This is a genomic window from Streptosporangium saharense (genome assembly GCF_014203715.1).
GTDB lineage: Bacteria > Actinomycetota > Actinomycetes > Streptosporangiales > Streptosporangiaceae > Streptosporangium > Streptosporangium saharense.
The window spans coordinates 123,646-143,044 of record NZ_JACHJP010000005.1; the positions used below are offsets into that span (position 1 = coordinate 123,646).

The following is a 19,399-nucleotide window of genomic DNA, read 5'->3' on the forward strand; positions in this document are numbered from 1 at the left end:
CGTCGAGGCCGTGGTATGGCTGATCCCCGTCGTCGTCCTGCTGGGCCTGGCCTTCATGATCACCGCCTGACCGATCTCCACTGGCGGCCGTTCCGGACTTCGGCTTTGATGACCACATGTTCGGAAAAGCCCAGGAACAGCCGCTGGACTCGCCGATGACACGGTACGCGGGCCCGGGTGTGCGTCCGCTCACCCGGGTACTGATCGGGCCTCCCGGTCTCCCGCTGATCTCCGTGACCACCCTGGCCGGCCTCCTCCTGCTGTACGGCGCCAGCGCCCCCGGCGGCTACTTCATGACCTCCATTTTCGGCGGTCTGCTGGCCATGGGCGTCGCCATGGTCTGGGCTCCCCGGCTCCTCGTCGGCCTGGTACGCGCCGACGGCCGCCCCGGCCTGCGGCGGCACTGGGCGCGCTGGGTCGCGATCCCCCTCCTCGGGACGGTCACCGCCGTGCTCCTGACCTTCGACACCTCCTACGCCGTCCGGTTCGCGCTGTCGGAGAAGAGCATGGAGGCCATCGCCCGCGAGCTCGTGGCCGGTGGGAAGACCTCCGCCGACCCGGGATGGGCCGGGCTGTTCCAGGTGTCGTCCGTCGAGCGGCAGGGCGGCGCCGTAACCTTCGTCCTTGAGGACACGGGCTTCCTCGCGCGCTACGGCCTGACCTGGAGCCCCGACCGCAAACCCGGGGTGGATTCCGACGCCAGCTATCGGCACTTCACCGGCCCCTGGTACGAGTGGATGGAGCGGTTTTGACCCTTCCCGGCAGGCCCGTCGACTGGATCGTCGGAGGCGTCGTCCTGACCCTCGTGCTGATCTACCCCCTGGGCGGGATCGGCTGGCCGCTCTACCTGTTCATCATGCCGCTGGCCATGACGGCGGCGACGGTCCTGGCCTACCAGGAGGCGGCCAGGGCACGTGCGGCGGGCCTCAGCGCTCGGCGAGAACAATCACCGAGTCACCCTCCCCAAGAGTGACCGGGCGGGACTTGTCGGGGTTGAGGACGACGCCGAAGTGCGGCGCCTCGTTCGCCCGCTCCGCCAGCCGGTAGCCGATCGCCGTCTCCCCACGGCGCCTGGCCGACTCGATCATCGAGGCGAAGCTGACCGGCGTGCCCGTGCGGACGTACCGGGCGGCGGGACGCGGGTAGATCTCCGAGCCCCTGGAGTCGAAGAGGTAGCCGAACACCTCGGCCAGGTGCCGGTTCTCGGCGAGCTGGGCCAGCAGCAGGCCGATGACCGTGTCGCTGATCACGATGTCGTCGGCCTCGGTGACCTCGGCGAGGCTCCGGTTGTTCTCGTCGTGCATCTCGCTGACGATCGAGTACCGCTCGCCGAGCGCGGTCTGCATGTCCCGAAGCTGCAACAGCGTCATCAGGGTGCGGGTGTCGGCGTGCTCGGCCGGGTAGCGGTCGTCGGAGAGCACGATGACGTGCTGGTAGACGCCCAGGCCCAGCGACTCCAGCGCGTAGCGGTCGGTGGTCTCGCACTCCTTGGCGTTGACGGTCAGGTTGACCAGCCCCTCGAAGGGGACCGAGGCGTCGGGGTGGTCGGAGGCGATGTCCAGCGCGGAGCCCGGCGCCACGTAGCCGTCGAGATAGTGGACGACCTGGCGGCCCCTGCCGTTCCAGTTGAGCACGAGCGTGCGCTCCGGGCCGGGCCTGACGTGCGGGGCCGCGACGATCACCTCCTCGTCGGCCTCGGGCATGCCCTCCGCGAGGTGGATCAGCGAGTCGTCCTGGGCGATCACGACGACCTCGTCCTCCGCGGTGATCACCGTGTCCGTCGGCGGGTTCAGCATGACGCCGCCGGGACGGCGCAGCCCGATGACCGTGGCCGTCCGGTAGGCCGGGAGCGCCTGGCCGTACGTCATGCCGGTCAGGCCGGGGTCGGAGCGCAGATAGATCTCACCGGCGTCGAAGTTGAGCAGGTCCATGCAGACGACGGACATGCCCGACTGCCGGGACGACTGCACGATGAGCCGGGAGGCGGTGTCGTCGGAGTCCACCAGGTGGACGTCAGGGCCGCCCGCGAGCCTGGCGGCGGCCATGTTCGCGGTGCGGGCGATGGCGGCGACCACGGGCGGGTGGTCACCCGCCCGCTTGGCCAGCGCGAGCAGCGTCTTGATGACGTGCGCGTCCGGGTCGTTCCCCTGCGGCGACAGGACGACCACGGAACGGGCGGTGTCGAGGTTCATCAGGTCGAGGTCGGCGGGCTCGGTCGGCCGTCCGGTCCTGCAGACCAGCTTGGTCCTGCCGAGGTCGCTGACATGGCGGCGGATGTCATCCTCCATGCGAGATTTGTCCCGGTCGGCGAGGACCGCGATGACCGAACGGCTGTCGCTCGCGTGCGCCTGAACCAGCTCGGTGACGATCGTGAAGACCTGCTCCGACCAGCCGAGGACCACGATGTGGCCGTTCTCGATGATCCGGGACCTGCCCTCGCGCAACTGCTCGAACTTGGTCTTGAGCCCGTTGGAGAGCACGCCGACCAGGGCGCTGACGATGAACAGGCCGCCCATGGAGGCGAGGAACATCAGTGCGACGAACAGGGTGCTCCCGGTGTCGCTGGCGACCTTGCCCGGGCTCAGCGCGCGCATCAGCGACACCCACAGCATGCCGGGCAGGCCGCTGTTCCTCGCCGCGTCCCCGGGGGTCAGCCAGAGACTGAGCACGCTGACCAGCAGGATCAGCCCCATCGAGATGAGGGCCAGCCAGCCGATCAGCGCCACCGTGCCCCGCGACATGGTGTTGTCGAACCAGTACCGCAACCGCTCCCGGACCGTCGGCCTCGACACGGACCCCTCCCCGAAGGTGAACACCGGATCAACAATCGCACAAAAGTGACAGGTCGCTCTGGTGTTCGCAAATCCATGAAATATGGCGCGTTCCATGGCCTTCCAGAAGGGGGCCCGGGGTCACGCCTGGCGGGTCGGCAGCACCACGATCTGCCGCAGGTTGACGTGCCGGGGACGGCTCACCGTGTAGGCGACCAGGTCGGCGACGTCCTCCGGCGCGAGCGAGCCGATCGCCTCGAACATCTCGCCGAGCTGGCCGTCGAGCCCAAGTTCCGCGTTGTCGGTGTGCCGGCCAAGTTCGGTGTCGGTCAGGCCGGGCTCCACGTTCGTCACCCGGACGTCGCGCGGGCCGTACTCGCTGCGCAGCGCCGCCGACAGGAAGGTGACCGCCGCCTTGGTCGCGCCGTACACCCCGTAGTTGGGGAAGACCATGTGCGCGCCGATCGAGGAGATGTTGACCAGGTCGGCAGTCGCTCCCTCCGCCGCGGCCGAGACGAGGTCGGCGGAGAAGGCGCGGATCACCCGCAGGACCCCGGTGACGTTCGTGTCGATCATGCGGGTCCACTCGTCGAGACGGCCGTCGTCGACCGGGTTGGGCAGCATGACCCCGGCCGCGTTCACGACGAGGTCGACCCGGCCCAGCTCGGCGCGCACCCGGGCCGCCGCCGCGTCGACCGAAGCCTGGTCGGTCACGTCGACCACGACCGGCACGGCAGTCCCGATCTCGGCCGCCAGCTCCTTCAGGCGGTCCTCACGGCGGGCCAGCAGGGCGACCCGCGCGCCCCCGGCCGCCAGGAGACGGGCGGTCGCGGCGCCGATGCCGCTCGCGGCCCCGGTGACGACGGCGGTACGGCCCGACAGGTCAGAAGAGGTGGTGCTCATGGTGCTGTGCTCCCCGAAGTGGTTCTCGTTGACGGATCCGACTCTGCCGCCACGCGTGGAACCGGCCCAGGGCAGCGGTTTTCCTGGGTCTGCGAGTACCACCTAAAGTCTTCCCATGAGCGATGATTCCGGACAGTTGGGTGACTTCCTCCGGTCCCGGAGAGCGCGGATCCAGCCCGAGGACGCCGGGCTGCCGATCTTCGGCCGTCGCCGTCGCGTCCCCGGGCTGCGCCGCGAGGAGGTCGCGCAGCTCGCCGGGGTCAGCGTCGACTACTACGTCCGCCTTGAGCAGGGACGCGGGCAGAACGTCTCCGACACCGTCCTCGACGCGGTCGCCCGCGTGCTGCGCCTGAACCGGACCGAGACCGACCACCTGCGGGACCTCGCCCACCCCACCCGCCTGCCCGTCACCTCCCCCCAACTTCTCGTACGGCCCGGCGTCCAGGTGCTGATCGACGCGATCGCCGGGCCCGCCTTCGTGCTCGGCCGCAGGATGGACGTGCTGGCGTGGAACGCCGCCGCGGACGCCGTCGTCGGCTTCTCCGGGATGCGCCAGCGGCCACGCAACATGGCACGCCACGCCTTCCTCGACCCCGCGGGCCGCGCGCTCTACGCCGACTGGGAGCGGGTCGCCGTCGAGACCGTCGCCTACCTGCGCATGGACGCCGCCCGCCACCCCGGCGACACGAGGACGGCGGCGCTGATCGAGGAACTGTCCGAGGGCGACCCGGCCTTCCCGCGCATCTGGGAGGAGCACCAGGTCGCCGAGAAGACACACGGCGTCAAGCGGCTGCGCCACCCCGAGGTGGGGGAGTACGAGGTCGGCTACGAGACACTCGCGCTGCCCGGCGACACCGACCAGATGATCGTGGTCTACACGACCGTGCCGGGCTCGGAGGCGGCGGAGAAGCTGGCCCTGATCACCCAGGGGGTCCTGAGCCTACGGTAGCTTCGTCCACGGCCCCGGAGGGTGGTCGTCCCTGGGGAGCCACAGCGAGGGCTGCAGGTCACGCAGCCGGGGCGTCGCGTCGGCGTCCCAGGGGAACAGCCCCGCCCTGTCGGGCCAGACGACCTCCATGAAGGACAGCGGGGGCCTGCGGTAGAGGCGCAGCGCGACGCCGAACAGCGAGCGGTACCAGCTCGGATCGACCGCGCGCGTGACGACCGGGTAATTTCTGATGACGTCGTCCCGCTCCTGGCCGTCCACCATCAGGTGCCCGGCCGCGACCCGGTCGGCCAGGGTGTTCAGACACCGGCGCATCACCTCGACGTCCAGCCCGAACATGGCCGCCTCCGGCGACCTGAAGGTGTGCCACAGCCCGACGGTGAACGCCCACCCGGGGCCGTCCTCGTCCTCGGGGACCATGATCACGGCCCAGCCGTCCCGCTCGACCCGCCGTACGGTGTCGAGGTCGAGTTCGTCGAGCTCCTCGTCGTACGCGGCGCAGATCGGGCACTGACAGATGAGCCGGTCGAACATGCCTTTGAGCGTACTGGTCACCGGGTCCGCCGCATTCGAGGGGCTTGCCAAGGTTGGGTGCGAAGGGTCTTTCCTGGCACCGCGGAACTGTCGGTGGCAAGCCCTAATCTGGCGGAGCAGGGGTTACACCGGATGATCTGAGAGGCCACGCCGTGACACACAACGACACCATCACCGGTGAGCGCGCCGACCTGCTCGAAACGCTTGCCGCGCACCGGGCCTTCCTGAAGGGCACGGTCGAGGGCCTCACCGACGAGCAGGCGGCCATGCGCACCACCGTGAGCGAGCTGTGTCTCGGCGGCCTCATCAAGCACGTGGCGGGCGTCGAGGCCCGCTGGATGCGCTTCGCGCTCGGCGACCCCGACGCGATGACGATGAACGAGGCCGACTGGACGGGCCAGTTCCGCATGCTTGAGGGCGAGACCCTGCAGAGCCTGCTCGCCGCCTACGACGAGGTCGCCCGCACCACCGACGAGCTGGTGGCGACGATCGACCTGGACGTCTCCCACCCGCTGCCGCCCGCCCCGTGGTTCGAGCCGGGCGCGAGCAGGTCGGTGCGCCGGGTCGTGCTCCACGTCATCGCCGAGACCTCCCAGCACGCCGGGCACGCCGACATCATCCGCGAGTCCCTCGACGGCGCCAAGAGCATGGGCTGACCCGCTAGCTCTCCGCCTCCTGGGGGGCCGCGGCCTCGAAGAGGCTCACGAGGGACCGCAGCCCCTCCAGGATCTCGGCCCCGGTCGGCGCCTGCTCCGGATCGGCCAGCCACTGCACCATCACCCCGGACAGCAGGGCCAGCTGCACCGAGCCGAGGGTGCGAACGGTGCCCTCCTGAAGCGCGTCCTCCTCCACGCCCAGCAGGATCGAGGCCAGCCCCCTGCGGCCCTCCCGCTGGCCGTCGGCGAGATACTTCCGCAGGTCGGGCGAGTGCTCGGCCTGCACCAGGGCCTCGACGCTGGCCATCCACAGCTTCCTGTGGGTGCCGAACGACTTCGAAAGCCGCGTCCACAGGGCCTCGTACCGCTCCTCGGGGGTGGCGGTGAGATCGTCGTAGGCGGAGGACGCCGTCTGCCCGGTCTCCAGGCCCCATTCGTCGATCGCCTGGATGAGTGCCGCGTTCAACAGCGCCTCCCGCGAGCCGAAGTGGTAGCCGATGGCCGCCATGCTCACCCCGGCCGCCGCCGCGATGTCGCGCACGGTCGTCCGCGCCCACCCCTTCTCCTCCAGGCAGCGTCTCGCCCCGGCGAGCAGGTCCTCGCGATTTCCCATAGCGGGATGCTACTTGCCTGCTCGCGACGTCCCACGCTCTTGCGCATATGCCTTAGGCGATCGCATTGCGCAAATGCCCAAACCATTGGTAGCTTCGTGCCAAGCGAGGGGCAGCCGAGTGGAGGAGAAGGCCATGAACCACGTCATCACGCCGACGCGGGCGGAGCTGGACATCGCGGGCCGCCGCCTGTCCTACGTCGACTTCGGCGGGCAGGGCCGTCCGCTGCTCGCCCTGCACGGGCACCTGTCGGAGGGGAAGAGCTTCGCCGCCGTCGCCGCCGGGCTGGCCCCCGAGTGGCGGGTCATCGCGCCCGACCAGCGGGGACACGGCGACTCCGACCGGGCCGCCGACTACTCCCGGGAGGGCTACCTCGCCGACATCCTCGCCCTGCTCGACCACCTCGGCCTCGACCGGGTGGCGGTGATAGGCCACTCACTGGGCGGCGTCAACGCCTACCACCTCGCCGCCCGCCACCCCGAGCGGGTCACCGCCTTCGTCAACGCGGACGCGCCGGTCGCCCTCGGCCTCGACGGGAAGCCCAACCCGCTGGCGTTCGTCCTGCCGCTGCCGTACCGGGCACCCACGCGCGAGGCGCTGGTCGAGGCCCTCGGAGAGGCCGCCCCCTACTTCACCGAGAACCTGCGGGAGAACCCCGACGGCACCTGGCGGCTGCCCTTCCATCCCCGGGACATGGTCGACTCCGAGGACCTCGTCCACGGCGACCACTGGGACGTCTGGCTCGCCAGCACCTGCCCCGCCCTCCTCGTCCGGGGCACCGAGGGCGGTGTCATCCCCGCGGACCAGGCCCAGGCCATGATCGACCGCCGCCCGAACACCCGCCTCGCCGAACTGGCCACCGACCACTTCGTCTACGCCGGTGACCCCGAGGGCTTCACCGTGGCCGTCCGTGAGTTTCTCGGCTCCCTGCCCACCGGCTGAGGGTCAGGCCCCGAGGCGTTCGGCCTTCGATCGCAGATAGCGCTGCTCGGGGATGCTGGCCGTGTGCCGGGCGGCCAGGAGATATTCGTCGTGGGCCGCGCGGGGATCGTCGGCCATCTCCAGCAGATGGGCGCGCACCGCGCGGAAACGGTGGTGCCTGGTCATCCGGTCGTCGTTCTCCAGCTCCTCAAGGAGCAGCAGACCGGCCCTCGGCCCCTCGGTCATCGCGACGGCGACGGCCCGGTTGAGCGTGACCATCGGGTTGGGCGTGAGCCGTTCGAGAATCTTGTAGAGGATCGCGATCTGCGTCCAGTCGGTGTCCTCAGGCCGAGCCGCCTCGGCGTGCACGGCCGCGATGGCCGCCTGCAGTTGGTACGGCCCCAGCCCCGAGCGCGACATGGCCTCGGTGACCAGCGCCGTGCCCTCCGCGATGGCGGCGGCGTCCCAGCGGGACCTGTCCTGCTCGGCCAGCGGGATCAACGCGCCGTCGTCACCGGTCCTGGCGGGACGCCGCGCCTCGGTGAGCAGCATGAGCGCCAGCAGCCCGGCCACCTCACCGTCGTCGGGCAGCCGCCGCAACACCTTCCGCGTCAGCCGTACGGCCTCGCGGGTCAGGTCGGTTCGGTGCAGGTCGGGGCCGCAGGTGGCGGTGTAGCCCTCGTTGAAGATCAGATAGAGCACCTGGAGCACCACGCGCAGCCGTTCGGCCCTCTCGGACTCGGGAGGCTCCTCGAAACGCGCGCCCGCCGCCCTGATGCGCTGCTTGGCCCGGCTGATGCGGGGCGCCATGGTCGCCTCGGGAACGAGGAAGGCGCGGGCGATCTCGGCCGCGGTCAGCCCGCCGACCGCGCGCAGGGTCAGGGCCACCTGGGAGGCCGGGGTCAGCGCGGGATGGCAGCACAGGAACAGCAGGGTCAGGGTGTCGTCCTGGTCGCCCCAGGAGTGCTCGTCGGGCCCCGGCGCGACCTCGGGGAGCTGCGCAGCGACGGTGGCCTCGCGGCGGCGTCTTGCCTGCTCGGCGCGGAGCAGGTCGACCAGGCGGCGGGAGGCGACTGTCGTCATCCAGCCCCGCGGATTGTCGGGGACCCCCTCGACCGGCCACTGCTGCGCCGCGGCCAGCAACGCCTCCTGGACGGCGTCCTCGCAGAGACCGAAGTCGTCGTAGCGGCGGGCGAGCGCGCCGAGAACCTGCGGCGCGAGCGAACGCAACAGATCTTCCAGTCCGGTTCCGGCTGTCATGTCCCCTCCGCTCGTCTCAGGGGTGTCCGTCTCCCAGTGTCACACCGGGCTGCCCGCGGAGAACATGACGGGGCGCACCTCGATGCCGATGCCCGGGACCGAGGCGTCGGGGATCATCGCGGCCAGTTCGAAGGCGCGCTCCCGGCTCTCACAGTTGATCATGTAGAAGCCCGCGAGGTATTCCTTGGTCTCAAGGTAGGGGCCGTCGGAGACCACCGGGACGCCGTCGGTGACCCGGACCACGGCGCTGGTCGCGGGGCCTTCGAGCACCTGGTGGCCGACCAGTTCGCCGGACTTCTGGACCGCCTCGATGAACGGCTGGTGGCCGTTCATGACCTCCTTGCGCTCCTCCTCGGTCAGCGAGTCCCAGATCTCCGGGTTCATATGCATGATCAGCAGGAACTTCATGGGGGTTCTCCTCTCGTCCCTGTACCGGTGCTTCCACGGTGAGGTCGGAGACGGCGTCGAATTCTTGACTCCCCGGCGCAAGATCTGAGAACCCGTTCCGACCTCTCAGTGAGAGGTAACCCTATCTGTCACCTCCTCACCAACGGGACGCATCCACGAAGAGGAGCCCAACATGTCCGTCAGCAAGACGGAGGAGACCGAGCCAAGGGCGACAAGTCGCACCTGGATGGGGCTGGCGGTGCTGGCACTGCCCACGCTGCTGGTCGCCCTGGACATGAACGTGCTGTTCCTGGCGCTGCCGAGGCTGACCGCCGAGCTGGGTGCCGACAGCGTCGAACAGCTATGGATCACCGACGCCTACGGGTTCATGGTCGCCGGACTGGTGATCACGATGGGCACGCTCGGCGACAGGATCGGGCGGCGCAAACTGCTGCTGACCGGGGCGTTCGCGTTCGCGATCGCCTCGCTGGCCAGTGCCTACGCGCCCAACCCGACGGTGCTGATCGCGGCCAGGACGGTGCTGGGCATCGCGGGCGCGACGGTGATGCCGTCCACGCTGGCGCTGATCACCAACATGTTCCGCGACGCCCAGGATCGCGGCAAGGCCATCGCCGTCTGGGCCACCTGCAACTTCACCGGCGCCGCGCTCGGCCCGGTGGTCGGTGGCATCCTGCTCGACCACTTCTGGTGGGGGTCGGTGTTCCTGATGGCCCTGCCGATCATGGTGGTCGTGCTCATCGCCGGGCCGCTGCTGCTGCCGGAGTTCCGTCCGCCGCAGGCGGGGAAGCTCGACCTCACCAGCGTGCTGCTGTCCATGCTGGCGATCCTGCCCGTCGTGTACGGCATCAAGACCCTCGCCACCGGGAACGGCACGGCCACCGTGTCCGTCGTGGCGATCCTGGTCGGCCTGGTGTTCGCGATCGTCTTCGTCCGCCGTCAGCTCCACCTGGACAACCCGCTGCTCGACCTGCGGCTGTTCACGCGGCGCTCGTTCGCCCTGGTGGTGCTCGCGCTCGCCCTCGCCGGGATCGTGATGGCCGGGGTCGGTCTGCTGGTCACCCAGTTCCTGCAGAGCGTGCTCGGCTACTCCCCGCTGACCTCCGCCCTGTGGTTCGCGCCCATGGGCCTGGCGGTCGCGGTCGGCACGATGGTCACCCCGGCCTTCACCAAGTCGCTCAAGCCCAGCGTCGCCATCGCCGGTGGCCTGGCGGTCTCCACGATCGGCGCCGCCGTACTGATCGTGGTGAACTCCACGTGGGGGCCGGTGCCGGTCGTGATCGGCATCGCGATCCTCGCCGTGGGCACCGGGCCACTCTTCACGATCGGCACCGGGCTCGTCGTCGGCTCGGTCCCGCCGGAGCGGGCGGGTTCGGCGGCTGCCATGTCGGAGACCGCGAACTTCCTCGGCGGCGCGCTCGGCCTGGCCCTGCTCGGCACGATCGGCGCGGCCGTCTACCAGCACCAGATGGCCGGGGCCGTACCCGACGGAGTGCCCGAGGCGGCGGCCGACGCCGCACGCGAGACCGTCGCGGGGGCCACCTCCGTCGCGGCGAGCCTGCCCGCCGACCAGGCGACCGAGCTGCTGCGGCAGGCGCACAGCGCCTTCACCTCGGGCCTCAACACGGCCGGGGTGGTCTCCACCGTCATCTTCGCCCTCTTCACCGTCCTCGCGGCGGTCTTCTTCCGCAGGGCGGGCGGTGAGGAGAGCTGACCGTGACCCGGACCCCGGTCCGCCGCGACGAGCGGACCGGGGACCCGGGAGCGTGCTCACACCTTCGCGTCCACCTGACCGCCACCTGACCTGGCGCGCCAGGTGCCGCCCGCGGTGCCGAAGCGGCGCATCACGGGACGTTCGAACAGGCTGAACGTCAGCCACGACACGAAGAGCGTCACGCAGAACAGCAGCACACTGATGGCGAAGGCGGTCGGGGTCGGCCACGCCCCGCCCGCGCCGAGCAGGTCATGACCGGTGATCAGGACCAGCCGGTGCCACATGTAGAAGGCGAAGGACACCTCACCGAGCCACACCCACACCCGGCCCGACAGCCCGGTCCGCCTGCCGTCCCGGTCGGCGACGGCGCCGTTGGCGATGACCAGCCCGAGCGGGACGCACAGTGCCGCGACGAAGGCGTAGGTCGGCGGGATCAGCGGGGTCAGCGCGTAGACGACCACGCTGAGCAGCACCGACCCCCGGTAGCCGAGGGGGATCCTCCTGCCGGTCAGCACCATCTGGGCCAGCAGGATGCCGAAGACGAAGTCCAGCATCCGCACCGGCGGGAAGTGGTAGATGAACCAGGTCTCCCACTCGGTCACCCCGAGGATCGGGTACGGCTGCTGCGCGGGCAGCAGGCCGGAGGCGAGCGGGACGAGGAAGATCACCACGACCACACCGGCCGCCCACCTCCACAGCCGCTCCGGCCTGATCCTGCGCACGAGGCCGAGCAGGAGAGGGAAGCACAGGTAGAAGAACGCCTCGCAGGAGAGCGACCACGCCACCGGGTTGACGCTGGTGATGGTCTGCGCCTGCGGGAAGAACGCCTGCAGCAGGAACAGGTTGCGTACGGCGTCGGCCAGGCCGACGGTGTTTCCCACCACCAGGGTGATGACGAGAAGCGCCGCGAGGAACGTCAGCAGGTGGTTCGGATATATCTTGAAGAAACGCCGCCGCCAGAATGTCCGGGGCGTGTCGTCGGAGCGCGCCGACCAGGTCAGCACGAATCCACTGAGGACGAAGAAGAAACCGACGCCGGCTCCGCCGCCGAGGGCGAGCATTTTGAAGAGCGTCGGGTGTGAGGCTCCCGAGGCGAATATCCCCTCGACCATCACGTGCAGGGCGAAGACCATGGTTGCGGCGACGAATCGCATTCCCGTCAGCGAGGGAAGACGAGACGGAAGTCCGGTTGGGCGGGGTTCTGACTGGCGCGACGACTCGACCATGTGGTGCGACTCCAAACAGGGTTGGTGCGAACTCTCCGTGCCGTTCCCACGGCCGGGCGGGGTGTCTGAGTGCGTGTCCCTGGAGCCGGGTCACGGATGGTCGCGGGTCCTCCCGCGCGGGGGAGACGTCAGGTACGGCATGGCGGTGCCTCCTCTTTGCGTGGCTCTTTCCACGGCCGGGCTTTCAGCGGCCCGGCACGCTCGGCGTTGGCACCCGTCCCCGATCCGGGTCGTCCGGCGAAGAGCCGTCCTCACGGATATGTCGGAGCCGCTTCCGCGTTCTTGACGTCCGCCATCGTTCTTTTCGGCTTCACAGCATTTTCGAAGAAATCGGGCCGGAGAAGTTGTGGCACTGTCAAGGAACCGCGGTCGGCTCCGACCTTTGTGTGGGAGGAAATCTCCGCCGGGAGACCGGGGCACGCCCCCGGCCCGTCGACTTTCGGGAGAGTAACCGCCAATGACCTCCACGCAGGAAGCAACCCCAGGAAACCTCTCTTCGCTGACTGGCCTGCGGGCCGTCGGCATGTTGTTCGTCTTCGTCGCCCACGGCGCCGCGGCCTCGGTCTTCGCGGACAAGGGCGTCGCCGCCGGTTACAACACCCTCATCGACAACGGGGCCCTCGGCTTCCTCGCCGTCTCGTTCTTCTTCGTGCTCAGCGGGTTCGTGCTCACCTGGTCGGCCAGGCCGGGCGCGCGGCGTTTCTGGCGACGGCGGCTGGTGCGTGTCTTCCCCAACCACCTGGTGGTGCTCGTCATCTCGGCCCTCATCTTCCTCGCGGCGGGGGAGACGATCAGGCTCGTCCCGGCGCTCGCCAACGTGTTCCTGGTGCAGAACTGGTGGCCGGACGCCGACCTGATGTACTACCAGCTCAACGGCCCCACCTGGACGCTCTCCGTGGAGCTGTTCTGCTACGCGGCCTTCCCGGTGCTGTTCATGCTGGTCAACCGGATCAGGCCGCAGCGGCTCTGGTTCTGGTGGGTGGGGGTCGGCGTGCTCGCCCTGGCCATGCCGCTGCTGAGTGAACCGTTCCTGGCGGGCTACGGGCCGAGCAAGGTCTTCGGGGTCGGCTCGTGGCCGCAGCAGTGGTTCCTGTACTTCTTCCCGGTCGTCCGCTCGCTGGAGTTCGTGCTCGGGATGATCCTGTGCCGGATCGTCCAGACGGGCCGCTGGGTCCGCGTCCCGGTCGTGGTCTCCGCGCTCTGCGTGCTGGCCGTCTACGTCGCCCTGTACTTCCTGCCGCAGAACTTCGTCTTCGCCGCGCTCTATCCCATCCCGGTCGCCCTGCTCGTCGGCTCGGTCGCGACGGCCGACCTCGCGGGCCGTGCCAGGGTGATGAACAGCAGGTTCATGGTCAAACTCGGCGACCTGTCCTTCGCCTTCTACATCGTGCACATCCCGGTGCTGTTCTCGGTGCACGCCGCCTTCGCCGGGGAGTGGGTCGGATACGCCAACCACTACACCCGGACCCAGTGGAGCGTCCCCACCGGGATCGCCTTCCTCGTCGGCGTCTACCTGCTGTGCGTGCTCGCGGCCTGGGTCCTGCGGACCGCGGTCGAGATCCCGGCGATGCGCCGCTGGGGCGGACGCCGTACCCGAGGAACGCCGGACCTGCCGCGGCCGAAGACCTCGGGGCCGCAGCTCCAAGCGTGACCACCGTCGACCGTCACCCTTCCAGGAGAGTCCTGATGACCGACGAGACCTATCCGACGCTGTCCTATCCGATGCGGCGCACCTGCCCGTTCGAGCCGCCCCCCGGCTACGCCGAGCTGCGCGAGCGCCCGACGATCTCCAAGGTCGAGCTGCCGACGGGCAGACTGGCCTGGGCGGTCACCCGCTACCGGGACGTCAGGGCGATGCTGACCGACCCGAGGTTCAGCTCGGACCTGCGCCACCCCGGCTTCCCCGTCCTGTACGAGCACCAGGTGCCCGCGCCCGGGTTCTCGACCTCGCTGATCGGCATGGACGCGCCGGAGCACACGCTCGCCAGGCGGGCCGTGGCCGGGGAATTCACCGTCCAGCGGCTGCGCAGGCTGCGGCCCCGCATCCAGGAGATCGTCGACGAGCACGTCGAGCGGCTCCTTGAGGGGCCACGCCCGGTCGACCTGGTGCGGGCCTTCGCCGACCCGGTCCCGCTCATGGTGATCTGCGAGCTGATCGGCGTGCCGTACGCCGACCGTGAGTTCTTCCTCAAGATCTCCTCGACCGTGATGAACGCGCCCTCGCCGGAGGAGGGCGCGCGGGCCATGGTCGAGCTGACGGACTATCTGGACGCGCTGGTCCGCGACAAGGAGCGCGAACCGACCGAGGACGTGATCGGCAGGCTGGCGGCGAGGCCGGGGGAGCCGGGGGTCCCCGAGCACAAGGACCTCGTCGGGATGGCGTTCATGCTGCTGATGGCCGGGCACGAGACTCCCGCGAACATCATCGCGCTCGGCACCCTGCTGCTGCTCGAACACCCCGACCAGCTCGCCGAGCTGCGCGCCGACCCGGCGAGGACCCCGGCCGCCGTCGAGGAGCTGCTGCGCTACTTCACGATCGCCGAGATCGCCACCTCCCGGGTCGCGGTCGAGGACGTCGAGCTGGGCGGCGCCCTCATCAGGGCGGGGGAGGGCGCCCTGGCCCTCATCACCGGGGCGAACCGGGACCCGGACCAGTTCGCGGCGCCGGACGAGTTCGACATCCGGCGCGGCAACCACCACCACGTGGCCTTCGGCTTCGGCGGCCACCAGTGCCTCGGCCAGCACCTGGCGCGCCTTGAGCTGCAGATCGCCTTCGACACGCTGTTCGCGCGGATCCCCGGCCTGCGGCTCGCCGAGCCGGTCGAGGCGCTGCGCTTCAAGGACGAGGCCATCAACTACGGCGTGTTCGAGCTCCCGGTCACCTGGTGAGATCGCGCCGTACGAGCAGGCGGCGCAGCGCGGTCGGGGTGTGGCCCAGGTGCTCGCGGACGGTCCTGGTCAGGTGGGCCTGGTCGGCGAAGCCGAGGTCGGCGGCCAGGGCGGCGAGATCGTCCCCCGCCTCCTCGACGTGCCGCAGCACCCTGCCGACCCGGACCCGGTTGCGGTAGCGGGTCAGCGAGACCCCCATCTGCCGGGAGAAGACCCGACTCAGCCGGTACGGCGAGGCCCCCAGCAGGTCGGCCAGCGAGCAGAGCCCGGCGGCGTCGGGATGATCGGCGACGATCGCCTCACGGGCGGCGGCGACGAGTGCCCGGTCCGCGGGGCTCGGCGGGCGGCCGGGACGGTGCCCGGTGGCCGAGGCGACCAGCCCGAGCAGCTCCTCGGTGAGCGCGTAGTCGACATCGCCGCCCCGCGCCGCCGCGAGCAGCCGCCGGTGGGCCAGATCGACCCGGGCGTCCACGTAGACCGTCGCGCCGGTCCACGGCCCCTCCCAGAGGTCGGGGGAGACGGTCACCGAGGTGCACAGGTCGCCGCCCGCGGGGTGGGCGAAGCGCTCCTCCTCACCCGGCGCCGCCAGGTAGGCCATCGTCGGGTCCAGGTCGGTGTCCACCCCGTCGACCCGCCTCCTGAACCTGCCACGCCGTACGAGAACGAGCCGGTGGGCCCTGTCGGCGTCGGGCTCCGACCAGCGGGTGTGGTGGGCGCGGCAGGTCACCGTGGACACGGTGAAGCGGGGGCGGACGGCGAGGGACACGGCGGACAGCACGGCTGGACACTACCCGCAAGAATCTTCAAGACCGTAACCGCCGTATGGGCGAAGCTGGTTACGCAAACGACGAACGACTTCAGGAGTCACGATGACCGCTCTCGCGGCGCCCACCGCTATCATCCTCGACTGCGCCGACCCCGGGGCGCTCGCCGAGTTCTACCGCGAGGCCACCGGCTGGGAGCTCACCCACAGCGACGGCGATACCGCCTATCTCGGCGACGGCCCGATCCAGCTCGCCTTCCAGCGGGTCGAGGGCTACCGGGGACCCGGCTGGCCCGACGCGGCCAAGCACGCCCACCTGGACTTCAGGGTCGCCGACGTGGAGACCGCCACGAGGGAACTGCTGGCCCTCGGCGCCACGAAGCCCGACTTCCAGCCCGGTGGCGACGACTGGACGGTCCTGGCCGACCCCGAGGGGCACCTCCTCTGCATCAGCGCGGGTTCATGAGCTGCTCGCGCTCACGCCGGATCTGGAAGTTCATCGACGCGTTCACCAGGTGACGGGCAGCTCCCGCACGCCGTAGATCACCGAGTCGGCCCGCAGGTCGAGTTCCTCGACAGGCCGGTCGAGGGCGAGGCCGGGGAAGCGGGCGAACAGCCGGGAGAGCGCCACCTCAAGCTCGATCCTGGCCAGGTTCTGGCCGAGACACTGGTGTGGACCGAACCCGAACGCGACGTGGAACTTCGGATCACGCCGCAGGTCCAGCCGGTCGGGCTCGGGGAAGGCGCGCTCGTCCCTGTTGGCCGACAGCAGCGACATCACCACCCCGTCGCCCGCCCGCACGCTCACCCCGCCCACCTCAAGCGGCGCCAGCGCCATCCGCGCCATGGGCCCCTGCGTGATCGTCAGGAACCTCAGCAGCTCGGCGACCGCGGAACGGGCGAGCGCCGGGTCGGCACGCAACTCGGCGAGCTGGTCGGGATGGCTCAGCAGGGTCAGCACGCTCAACGCCAGCACGTTCGCGGTGGTCTCGTGCCCGGCGATCAGGAGCACCCGCGCCATGCCGAGCGCCTCGTCGTAGTCGAGCTCCCCATGACCGACCCGCGCCGCGAGCCTGCTGAGCAGGTCGTCCTTCGGCTCACGCATCTTGTCGGTCAGGAGCCGGTCGAGATAGACGGCGATCTCGGCGAAGGCGGGCCCCGCGACCTCGGGTGGGTTGGAGGAGAGGATGGCCGCGCTGCGCGTCTGGAAGAAGTCGTGGTCACCGTACGGCACGCCGAGGAGCCCGCAGATCACCAGCGTCGGCACCGGCAGGGCGAAGCGCCGTACCAGATCGGCGGGGCCGCCACCCTTCTCCAGGTCGTCGAGCAGGCCGTCGACCACGCCCTCGATCGTCGGCCGCATCGCCTCGACCCGAGGGACGCTGAACTCGGAGGTCAGCATGCGCCGCAGCCGCCCGTGCTCGGGGTCGTCCATCCGGGTGAAGGACAGCTCGCCCGGTTTCGCCCCGGGAAGCAACTGGGGGAAACCGTCGCGCCTGTCGTCGGCGCTGATGCGCGGATCGGCCAGCACCGCCCGGACATCGGCGTGACGGCTCAGCACCCAATGATCTTTACCGTCGGCGAAGCGGATGCGGCAGGGCGGCTCCCCACGAAGCTCGGCGAGCTCCGCGGGGGTGCCGGACGGGTCCGGTCGGTGCATGGGAAACGTACGTTCGGCGGGCTGGTCCATGGTGCCCCTTCCTCACAGGCGGGAGGCCGGATCCGGGCGTCAGTCAACCGGCTCGAATCATATGCAGCCGGTAATGCCTGGAGAAGAGGTGAAAAAAACAGAGCATTTTCCAATAAATACCCTTGAAGAACGCGACCTTTCTGCTCTCCACCTGTTTTGCCACGCACCGTACGACCGCGCGGGTCTTCTGGCGTGCTGTACGGCTGCGCGGACCTTCAGGCGTGCTGTACGGCTGGGCGGATCTTCTGGTTGCCGTACGGCCGGGCGCGGCATGGGGCGCCCGGATCGCGCTCAGCCGACCGAGCGGAGCACCGTCACGCTCACGACCGTCGCGAGACCCCTGGTCGATGGGTCACACCATCTGCTGGTTGAGGCACGTCTCCTCCAGTTGCCTGGCGTAGATCTCGCGCAGCCCCTCCCAGCCGTGGTCACGCGCCTTCCTCCCCCGGATCGGACCCACCGGGTACCCGTCAAGCAGACGTTCGGCGACGTCGAGGCACAGGTGCCACCCGGCCGCGATCTCCGGCATCCACCTGCGTTCCCCAAGCGTGTGCCGCAGGGTCAGCCGTGTCCCCGAGCCGAGCGCGACCAGTGTTGAATGCTGGGTGCGTTAGTCCTTGTTGGTTTCTCCTCAGGGGTAGTTGCGGTAGATCACGGGCTTCTTCTCCTTGCCGGGGAAGACCATGATCAAGAGTTGGATGGTGGCGTCGGGGGCGTCGTAGTGTTCCTGGACGGTTTTGCGGTCTCGGATGTGGACGCGGACTCGGTAGTCTCCCGGGCCCATGGCCGCGAGGTTGGGCATGCTCTCGCCCCGGCCGTCCACGAAGGACAGGGTTCCCTTGGTGGTCCGGTAACTCACCTCGACGACCTGGTCCCAGCCCCGGGTCTCGACCGGAGGGCGGCGCCGGTAGGCCTCGCCCGTCACGCACGCGTGCCCGATCTCGTCGGCGGCCCAGACGTCCAACGCGCCGGGGCTGCTCCCCACCAGGTTGGCGACCATCTTGCCGGTGCTTCCGCCCTCGTTTCCCTCGTCCCAGGCGTTGATGTACCAGAACTCCGTCCACATGGTCGCGGCGGCCTGCCGTACCGGCTTGATCTTGGGGCGGTGGCGGGGATGGGCGGCGCAGCGCCGTTTCGCGGTGGCGACATACGCGTCGTTCGCGGCCTTCATGCGCTGTTCCTCCTCCGCGATCGCCTGCGCCACGACGGGGCATCTCCCGGCCAATGCCCCGGTCAGCGTGGAGGTGTCCTGTATGCGGCCCATCGCCCTCTCAAGCTCGGGCGCGCGCAGATCTCCCCCGTTTCGTACGGCGAGCGCGCACAGTTGGTCGCCGTAGGCGAGGAGTTCGCGGTCGGGCATCCGTGCCAGTTCGGGCGCCCCCTCCCTGGTGAGACCGTTCCGGATCGCGCACAGGAACCGTCTGTCCCGCTCGTTGAGCTTCGAGGGGGCGGCTTCTTCGGGTGCGAAGCAGTCGAGGTCGCGCGAGGCGCTCACCTTCCCCGCCGGGGCACTGGCCGTGACGCACAGCAGGACCGGGGCGGCGAGTACGAGCGAGACTCCCACGCGGGCGAGGCGGCCACGCCGGGCTCCCGGGGTGCGCAGGGCGAGCAGGACCAGGACGGCCGGGACCAGGGAGTAGAGCCCCATGGCGTTGCTCCAGGCGGTGATCTCCAGCGGTCCCCAGTTCCCAGCGCACGCCGGGTCCCTCGCTGTGTCGAGTACGAACAGCAGCGGGGACGTCAGGTTGGAGACGACCAGCAGCGCGACGGTCAGGGAGGGCAGGATCCGCCCGAGCCAGGGACGGCCGATCCGTTGGGCCAGCAGGACGCCTGCCCAGGAGAGCGCGATCAGCGGCGCGGCGCCGTACTCCATGAGGAGGAGGTCCCGCAGGGGAATGAGCAGGATCTGAAGCCGGAGGTCGAGCTCGAAGCCCGGGCATATACCGCCCATCGTGACGATGAGGGAGGAGTAGGAGCCACCTGACTCGTTGGACAGTGTCGCCACGATCCAGAACCAGGCGGAGGGGGCCGCCGCAGTCAGGGTCGCCGCCGCCCAGAGAACTGTTGATCGTTTGGACACGGGAAGGAAGGCTAGCGACCCCTCCCGACA

At 70.0% G+C, this 19,399-nt stretch carries 20 protein-coding genes; 9 read left to right on the forward strand and 11 right to left on the reverse strand.

Annotated elements, in window-relative coordinates; genetic code table 11:
• Nucleotides 1-116: 116 nt before the first annotated feature.
• A complete protein-coding gene (locus tag FHS44_RS23585) occupies nucleotides 117-752 on the forward strand; it encodes a hypothetical protein (RefSeq protein ID WP_184718207.1) in 636 nt (211 codons plus the stop codon).
• Nucleotides 749-973 carry a hypothetical protein gene (locus FHS44_RS23590; RefSeq protein ID WP_184718209.1) on the forward strand — a complete coding sequence of 75 codons (225 nt, stop codon included), beginning with the start codon at nucleotides 749-751 and terminating at the stop codon, nucleotides 971-973. Before FHS44_RS23585 ends, FHS44_RS23590 begins: the two co-directional genes overlap by 4 nt.
• Here FHS44_RS23590 and FHS44_RS23595 read toward each other — a convergent pair.
• Complete coding sequence (locus FHS44_RS23595; protein ID WP_184718211.1) at nucleotides 927-2,792, reverse strand: CASTOR/POLLUX-related putative ion channel; 1,866 nt, start codon at nucleotides 2,790-2,792, stop codon at nucleotides 927-929. The genes FHS44_RS23590 and FHS44_RS23595 overlap by 47 nt on opposite strands.
• A 120-nt stretch (nucleotides 2,793-2,912) precedes the next feature.
• The gene (locus FHS44_RS23600) at nucleotides 2,913-3,674 is read right to left on the reverse strand and encodes an SDR family oxidoreductase (protein ID WP_184718213.1); all 762 of its coding nucleotides are present in this window, start codon (nucleotides 3,672-3,674) and stop codon (nucleotides 2,913-2,915) included.
• A 115-nt stretch (nucleotides 3,675-3,789) separates the two neighbouring features.
• Between FHS44_RS23600 and FHS44_RS23605 the strand changes: the two genes are divergently transcribed.
• A complete protein-coding gene (locus tag FHS44_RS23605) occupies nucleotides 3,790-4,623 on the forward strand; it encodes a helix-turn-helix transcriptional regulator (RefSeq protein WP_184718215.1) in 834 nt (277 codons plus the stop codon).
• Here FHS44_RS23605 and FHS44_RS23610 read toward each other — a convergent pair.
• Nucleotides 4,615-5,154 carry a DUF4262 domain-containing protein gene (locus FHS44_RS23610; RefSeq protein ID WP_184718217.1) on the reverse strand — a complete coding sequence of 180 codons (540 nt, stop codon included), beginning with the start codon at nucleotides 5,152-5,154 and terminating at the stop codon, nucleotides 4,615-4,617. The two genes, FHS44_RS23605 and FHS44_RS23610, sit on opposite strands and share 9 nt — an antisense overlap.
• 152 nt (nucleotides 5,155-5,306) lie before the next feature.
• On the opposite strand from FHS44_RS23610, the gene FHS44_RS23615 reads away from it, so the two are divergent.
• Nucleotides 5,307-5,810 carry a DinB family protein gene (locus FHS44_RS23615; protein WP_184718219.1) on the forward strand — a complete coding sequence of 168 codons (504 nt, stop codon included), beginning with the start codon at nucleotides 5,307-5,309 and terminating at the stop codon, nucleotides 5,808-5,810.
• A 4-nt stretch (nucleotides 5,811-5,814) separates the two neighbouring features.
• Here the strand turns inward: FHS44_RS23615 and FHS44_RS23620 are convergent, their stop codons facing one another.
• Nucleotides 5,815-6,423, reverse strand: a complete 609-nt coding sequence (locus FHS44_RS23620; protein WP_184718221.1) for a TetR/AcrR family transcriptional regulator — start codon at nucleotides 6,421-6,423, stop codon at nucleotides 5,815-5,817.
• A gap of 133 nt (nucleotides 6,424-6,556) precedes the next feature.
• Between FHS44_RS23620 and FHS44_RS23625 the strand changes: the two genes are divergently transcribed.
• Nucleotides 6,557-7,363, forward strand: coding sequence for an alpha/beta fold hydrolase (locus FHS44_RS23625; protein ID WP_184718223.1), 807 nt, complete (start codon nucleotides 6,557-6,559; stop codon nucleotides 7,361-7,363).
• A 3-nt stretch (nucleotides 7,364-7,366) separates the two neighbouring features.
• Here the strand turns inward: FHS44_RS23625 and FHS44_RS23630 are convergent, their stop codons facing one another.
• Complete coding sequence (locus tag FHS44_RS23630; protein ID WP_184718225.1) at nucleotides 7,367-8,602, reverse strand: RNA polymerase sigma factor; 1,236 nt, start codon at nucleotides 8,600-8,602, stop codon at nucleotides 7,367-7,369.
• 39 nt (nucleotides 8,603-8,641) lie between these two features.
• The gene (locus FHS44_RS23635; RefSeq protein WP_184718227.1) at nucleotides 8,642-9,010 is read right to left on the reverse strand and encodes a YciI family protein; all 369 of its coding nucleotides are present in this window, start codon (nucleotides 9,008-9,010) and stop codon (nucleotides 8,642-8,644) included.
• A 172-nt stretch (nucleotides 9,011-9,182) separates the two neighbouring features.
• Between FHS44_RS23635 and FHS44_RS23640 the strand changes: the two genes are divergently transcribed.
• Nucleotides 9,183-10,721, forward strand: a complete 1,539-nt coding sequence (locus FHS44_RS23640; RefSeq protein ID WP_184718229.1) for an MFS transporter — start codon at nucleotides 9,183-9,185, stop codon at nucleotides 10,719-10,721.
• Between the two features lie 56 nt (nucleotides 10,722-10,777).
• On the opposite strand, the gene FHS44_RS23645 is transcribed toward FHS44_RS23640, so the two are convergent.
• Nucleotides 10,778-11,875, reverse strand: a complete 1,098-nt coding sequence (locus FHS44_RS23645; protein WP_184718231.1) for an acyltransferase family protein — start codon at nucleotides 11,873-11,875, stop codon at nucleotides 10,778-10,780.
• Nucleotides 11,876-12,404: 529 nt separating this feature from the next.
• Here FHS44_RS23645 and FHS44_RS23650 point away from each other — a divergent pair.
• Both FHS44_RS23650 and FHS44_RS23655 read left to right on the forward strand, forming a co-directional pair.
• On the forward strand, nucleotides 12,405-13,598 hold the full coding sequence (locus FHS44_RS23650; RefSeq protein WP_184718233.1) for an acyltransferase family protein: 1,194 nt from the start codon (nucleotides 12,405-12,407) through the stop codon (nucleotides 13,596-13,598).
• Nucleotides 13,599-13,633: 35 nt separating this feature from the next.
• Entirely contained in the window at nucleotides 13,634-14,836 is a 1,203-nt protein-coding gene (locus FHS44_RS23655) for a cytochrome P450 (protein WP_184718235.1), read from the forward strand.
• Here FHS44_RS23655 and FHS44_RS23660 read toward each other — a convergent pair.
• Complete coding sequence (locus FHS44_RS23660) at nucleotides 14,826-15,614, reverse strand: helix-turn-helix domain-containing protein (RefSeq protein WP_184718237.1); 789 nt, start codon at nucleotides 15,612-15,614, stop codon at nucleotides 14,826-14,828. The two genes, FHS44_RS23655 and FHS44_RS23660, sit on opposite strands and share 11 nt — an antisense overlap.
• Nucleotides 15,615-15,705: 91 nt before the next feature.
• On the opposite strand from FHS44_RS23660, the gene FHS44_RS23665 reads away from it, so the two are divergent.
• Nucleotides 15,706-16,065 carry a VOC family protein gene (locus FHS44_RS23665; RefSeq protein WP_184718239.1) on the forward strand — a complete coding sequence of 120 codons (360 nt, stop codon included), beginning with the start codon at nucleotides 15,706-15,708 and terminating at the stop codon, nucleotides 16,063-16,065.
• Nucleotides 16,066-16,107: 42 nt separating this feature from the next.
• Here the strand turns inward: FHS44_RS23665 and FHS44_RS23670 are convergent, their stop codons facing one another.
• From FHS44_RS23670 to FHS44_RS23680, 3 genes are all read right to left on the reverse strand, one after another.
• Nucleotides 16,108-17,259, reverse strand: coding sequence for a cytochrome P450 (locus tag FHS44_RS23670; RefSeq protein ID WP_184718241.1), 1,152 nt, complete (start codon nucleotides 17,257-17,259; stop codon nucleotides 16,108-16,110).
• A gap of 382 nt (nucleotides 17,260-17,641) precedes the next feature.
• Nucleotides 17,642-17,818 carry an SRPBCC family protein gene (locus tag FHS44_RS23675; RefSeq protein ID WP_184718243.1) on the reverse strand — a complete coding sequence of 59 codons (177 nt, stop codon included), beginning with the start codon at nucleotides 17,816-17,818 and terminating at the stop codon, nucleotides 17,642-17,644.
• Between the two features lie 102 nt (nucleotides 17,819-17,920).
• Nucleotides 17,921-19,369, reverse strand: a complete 1,449-nt coding sequence (locus FHS44_RS23680; RefSeq protein ID WP_184718245.1) for a hypothetical protein — start codon at nucleotides 19,367-19,369, stop codon at nucleotides 17,921-17,923.
• Between the last annotated feature and the right edge of the window lie 30 nt (nucleotides 19,370-19,399).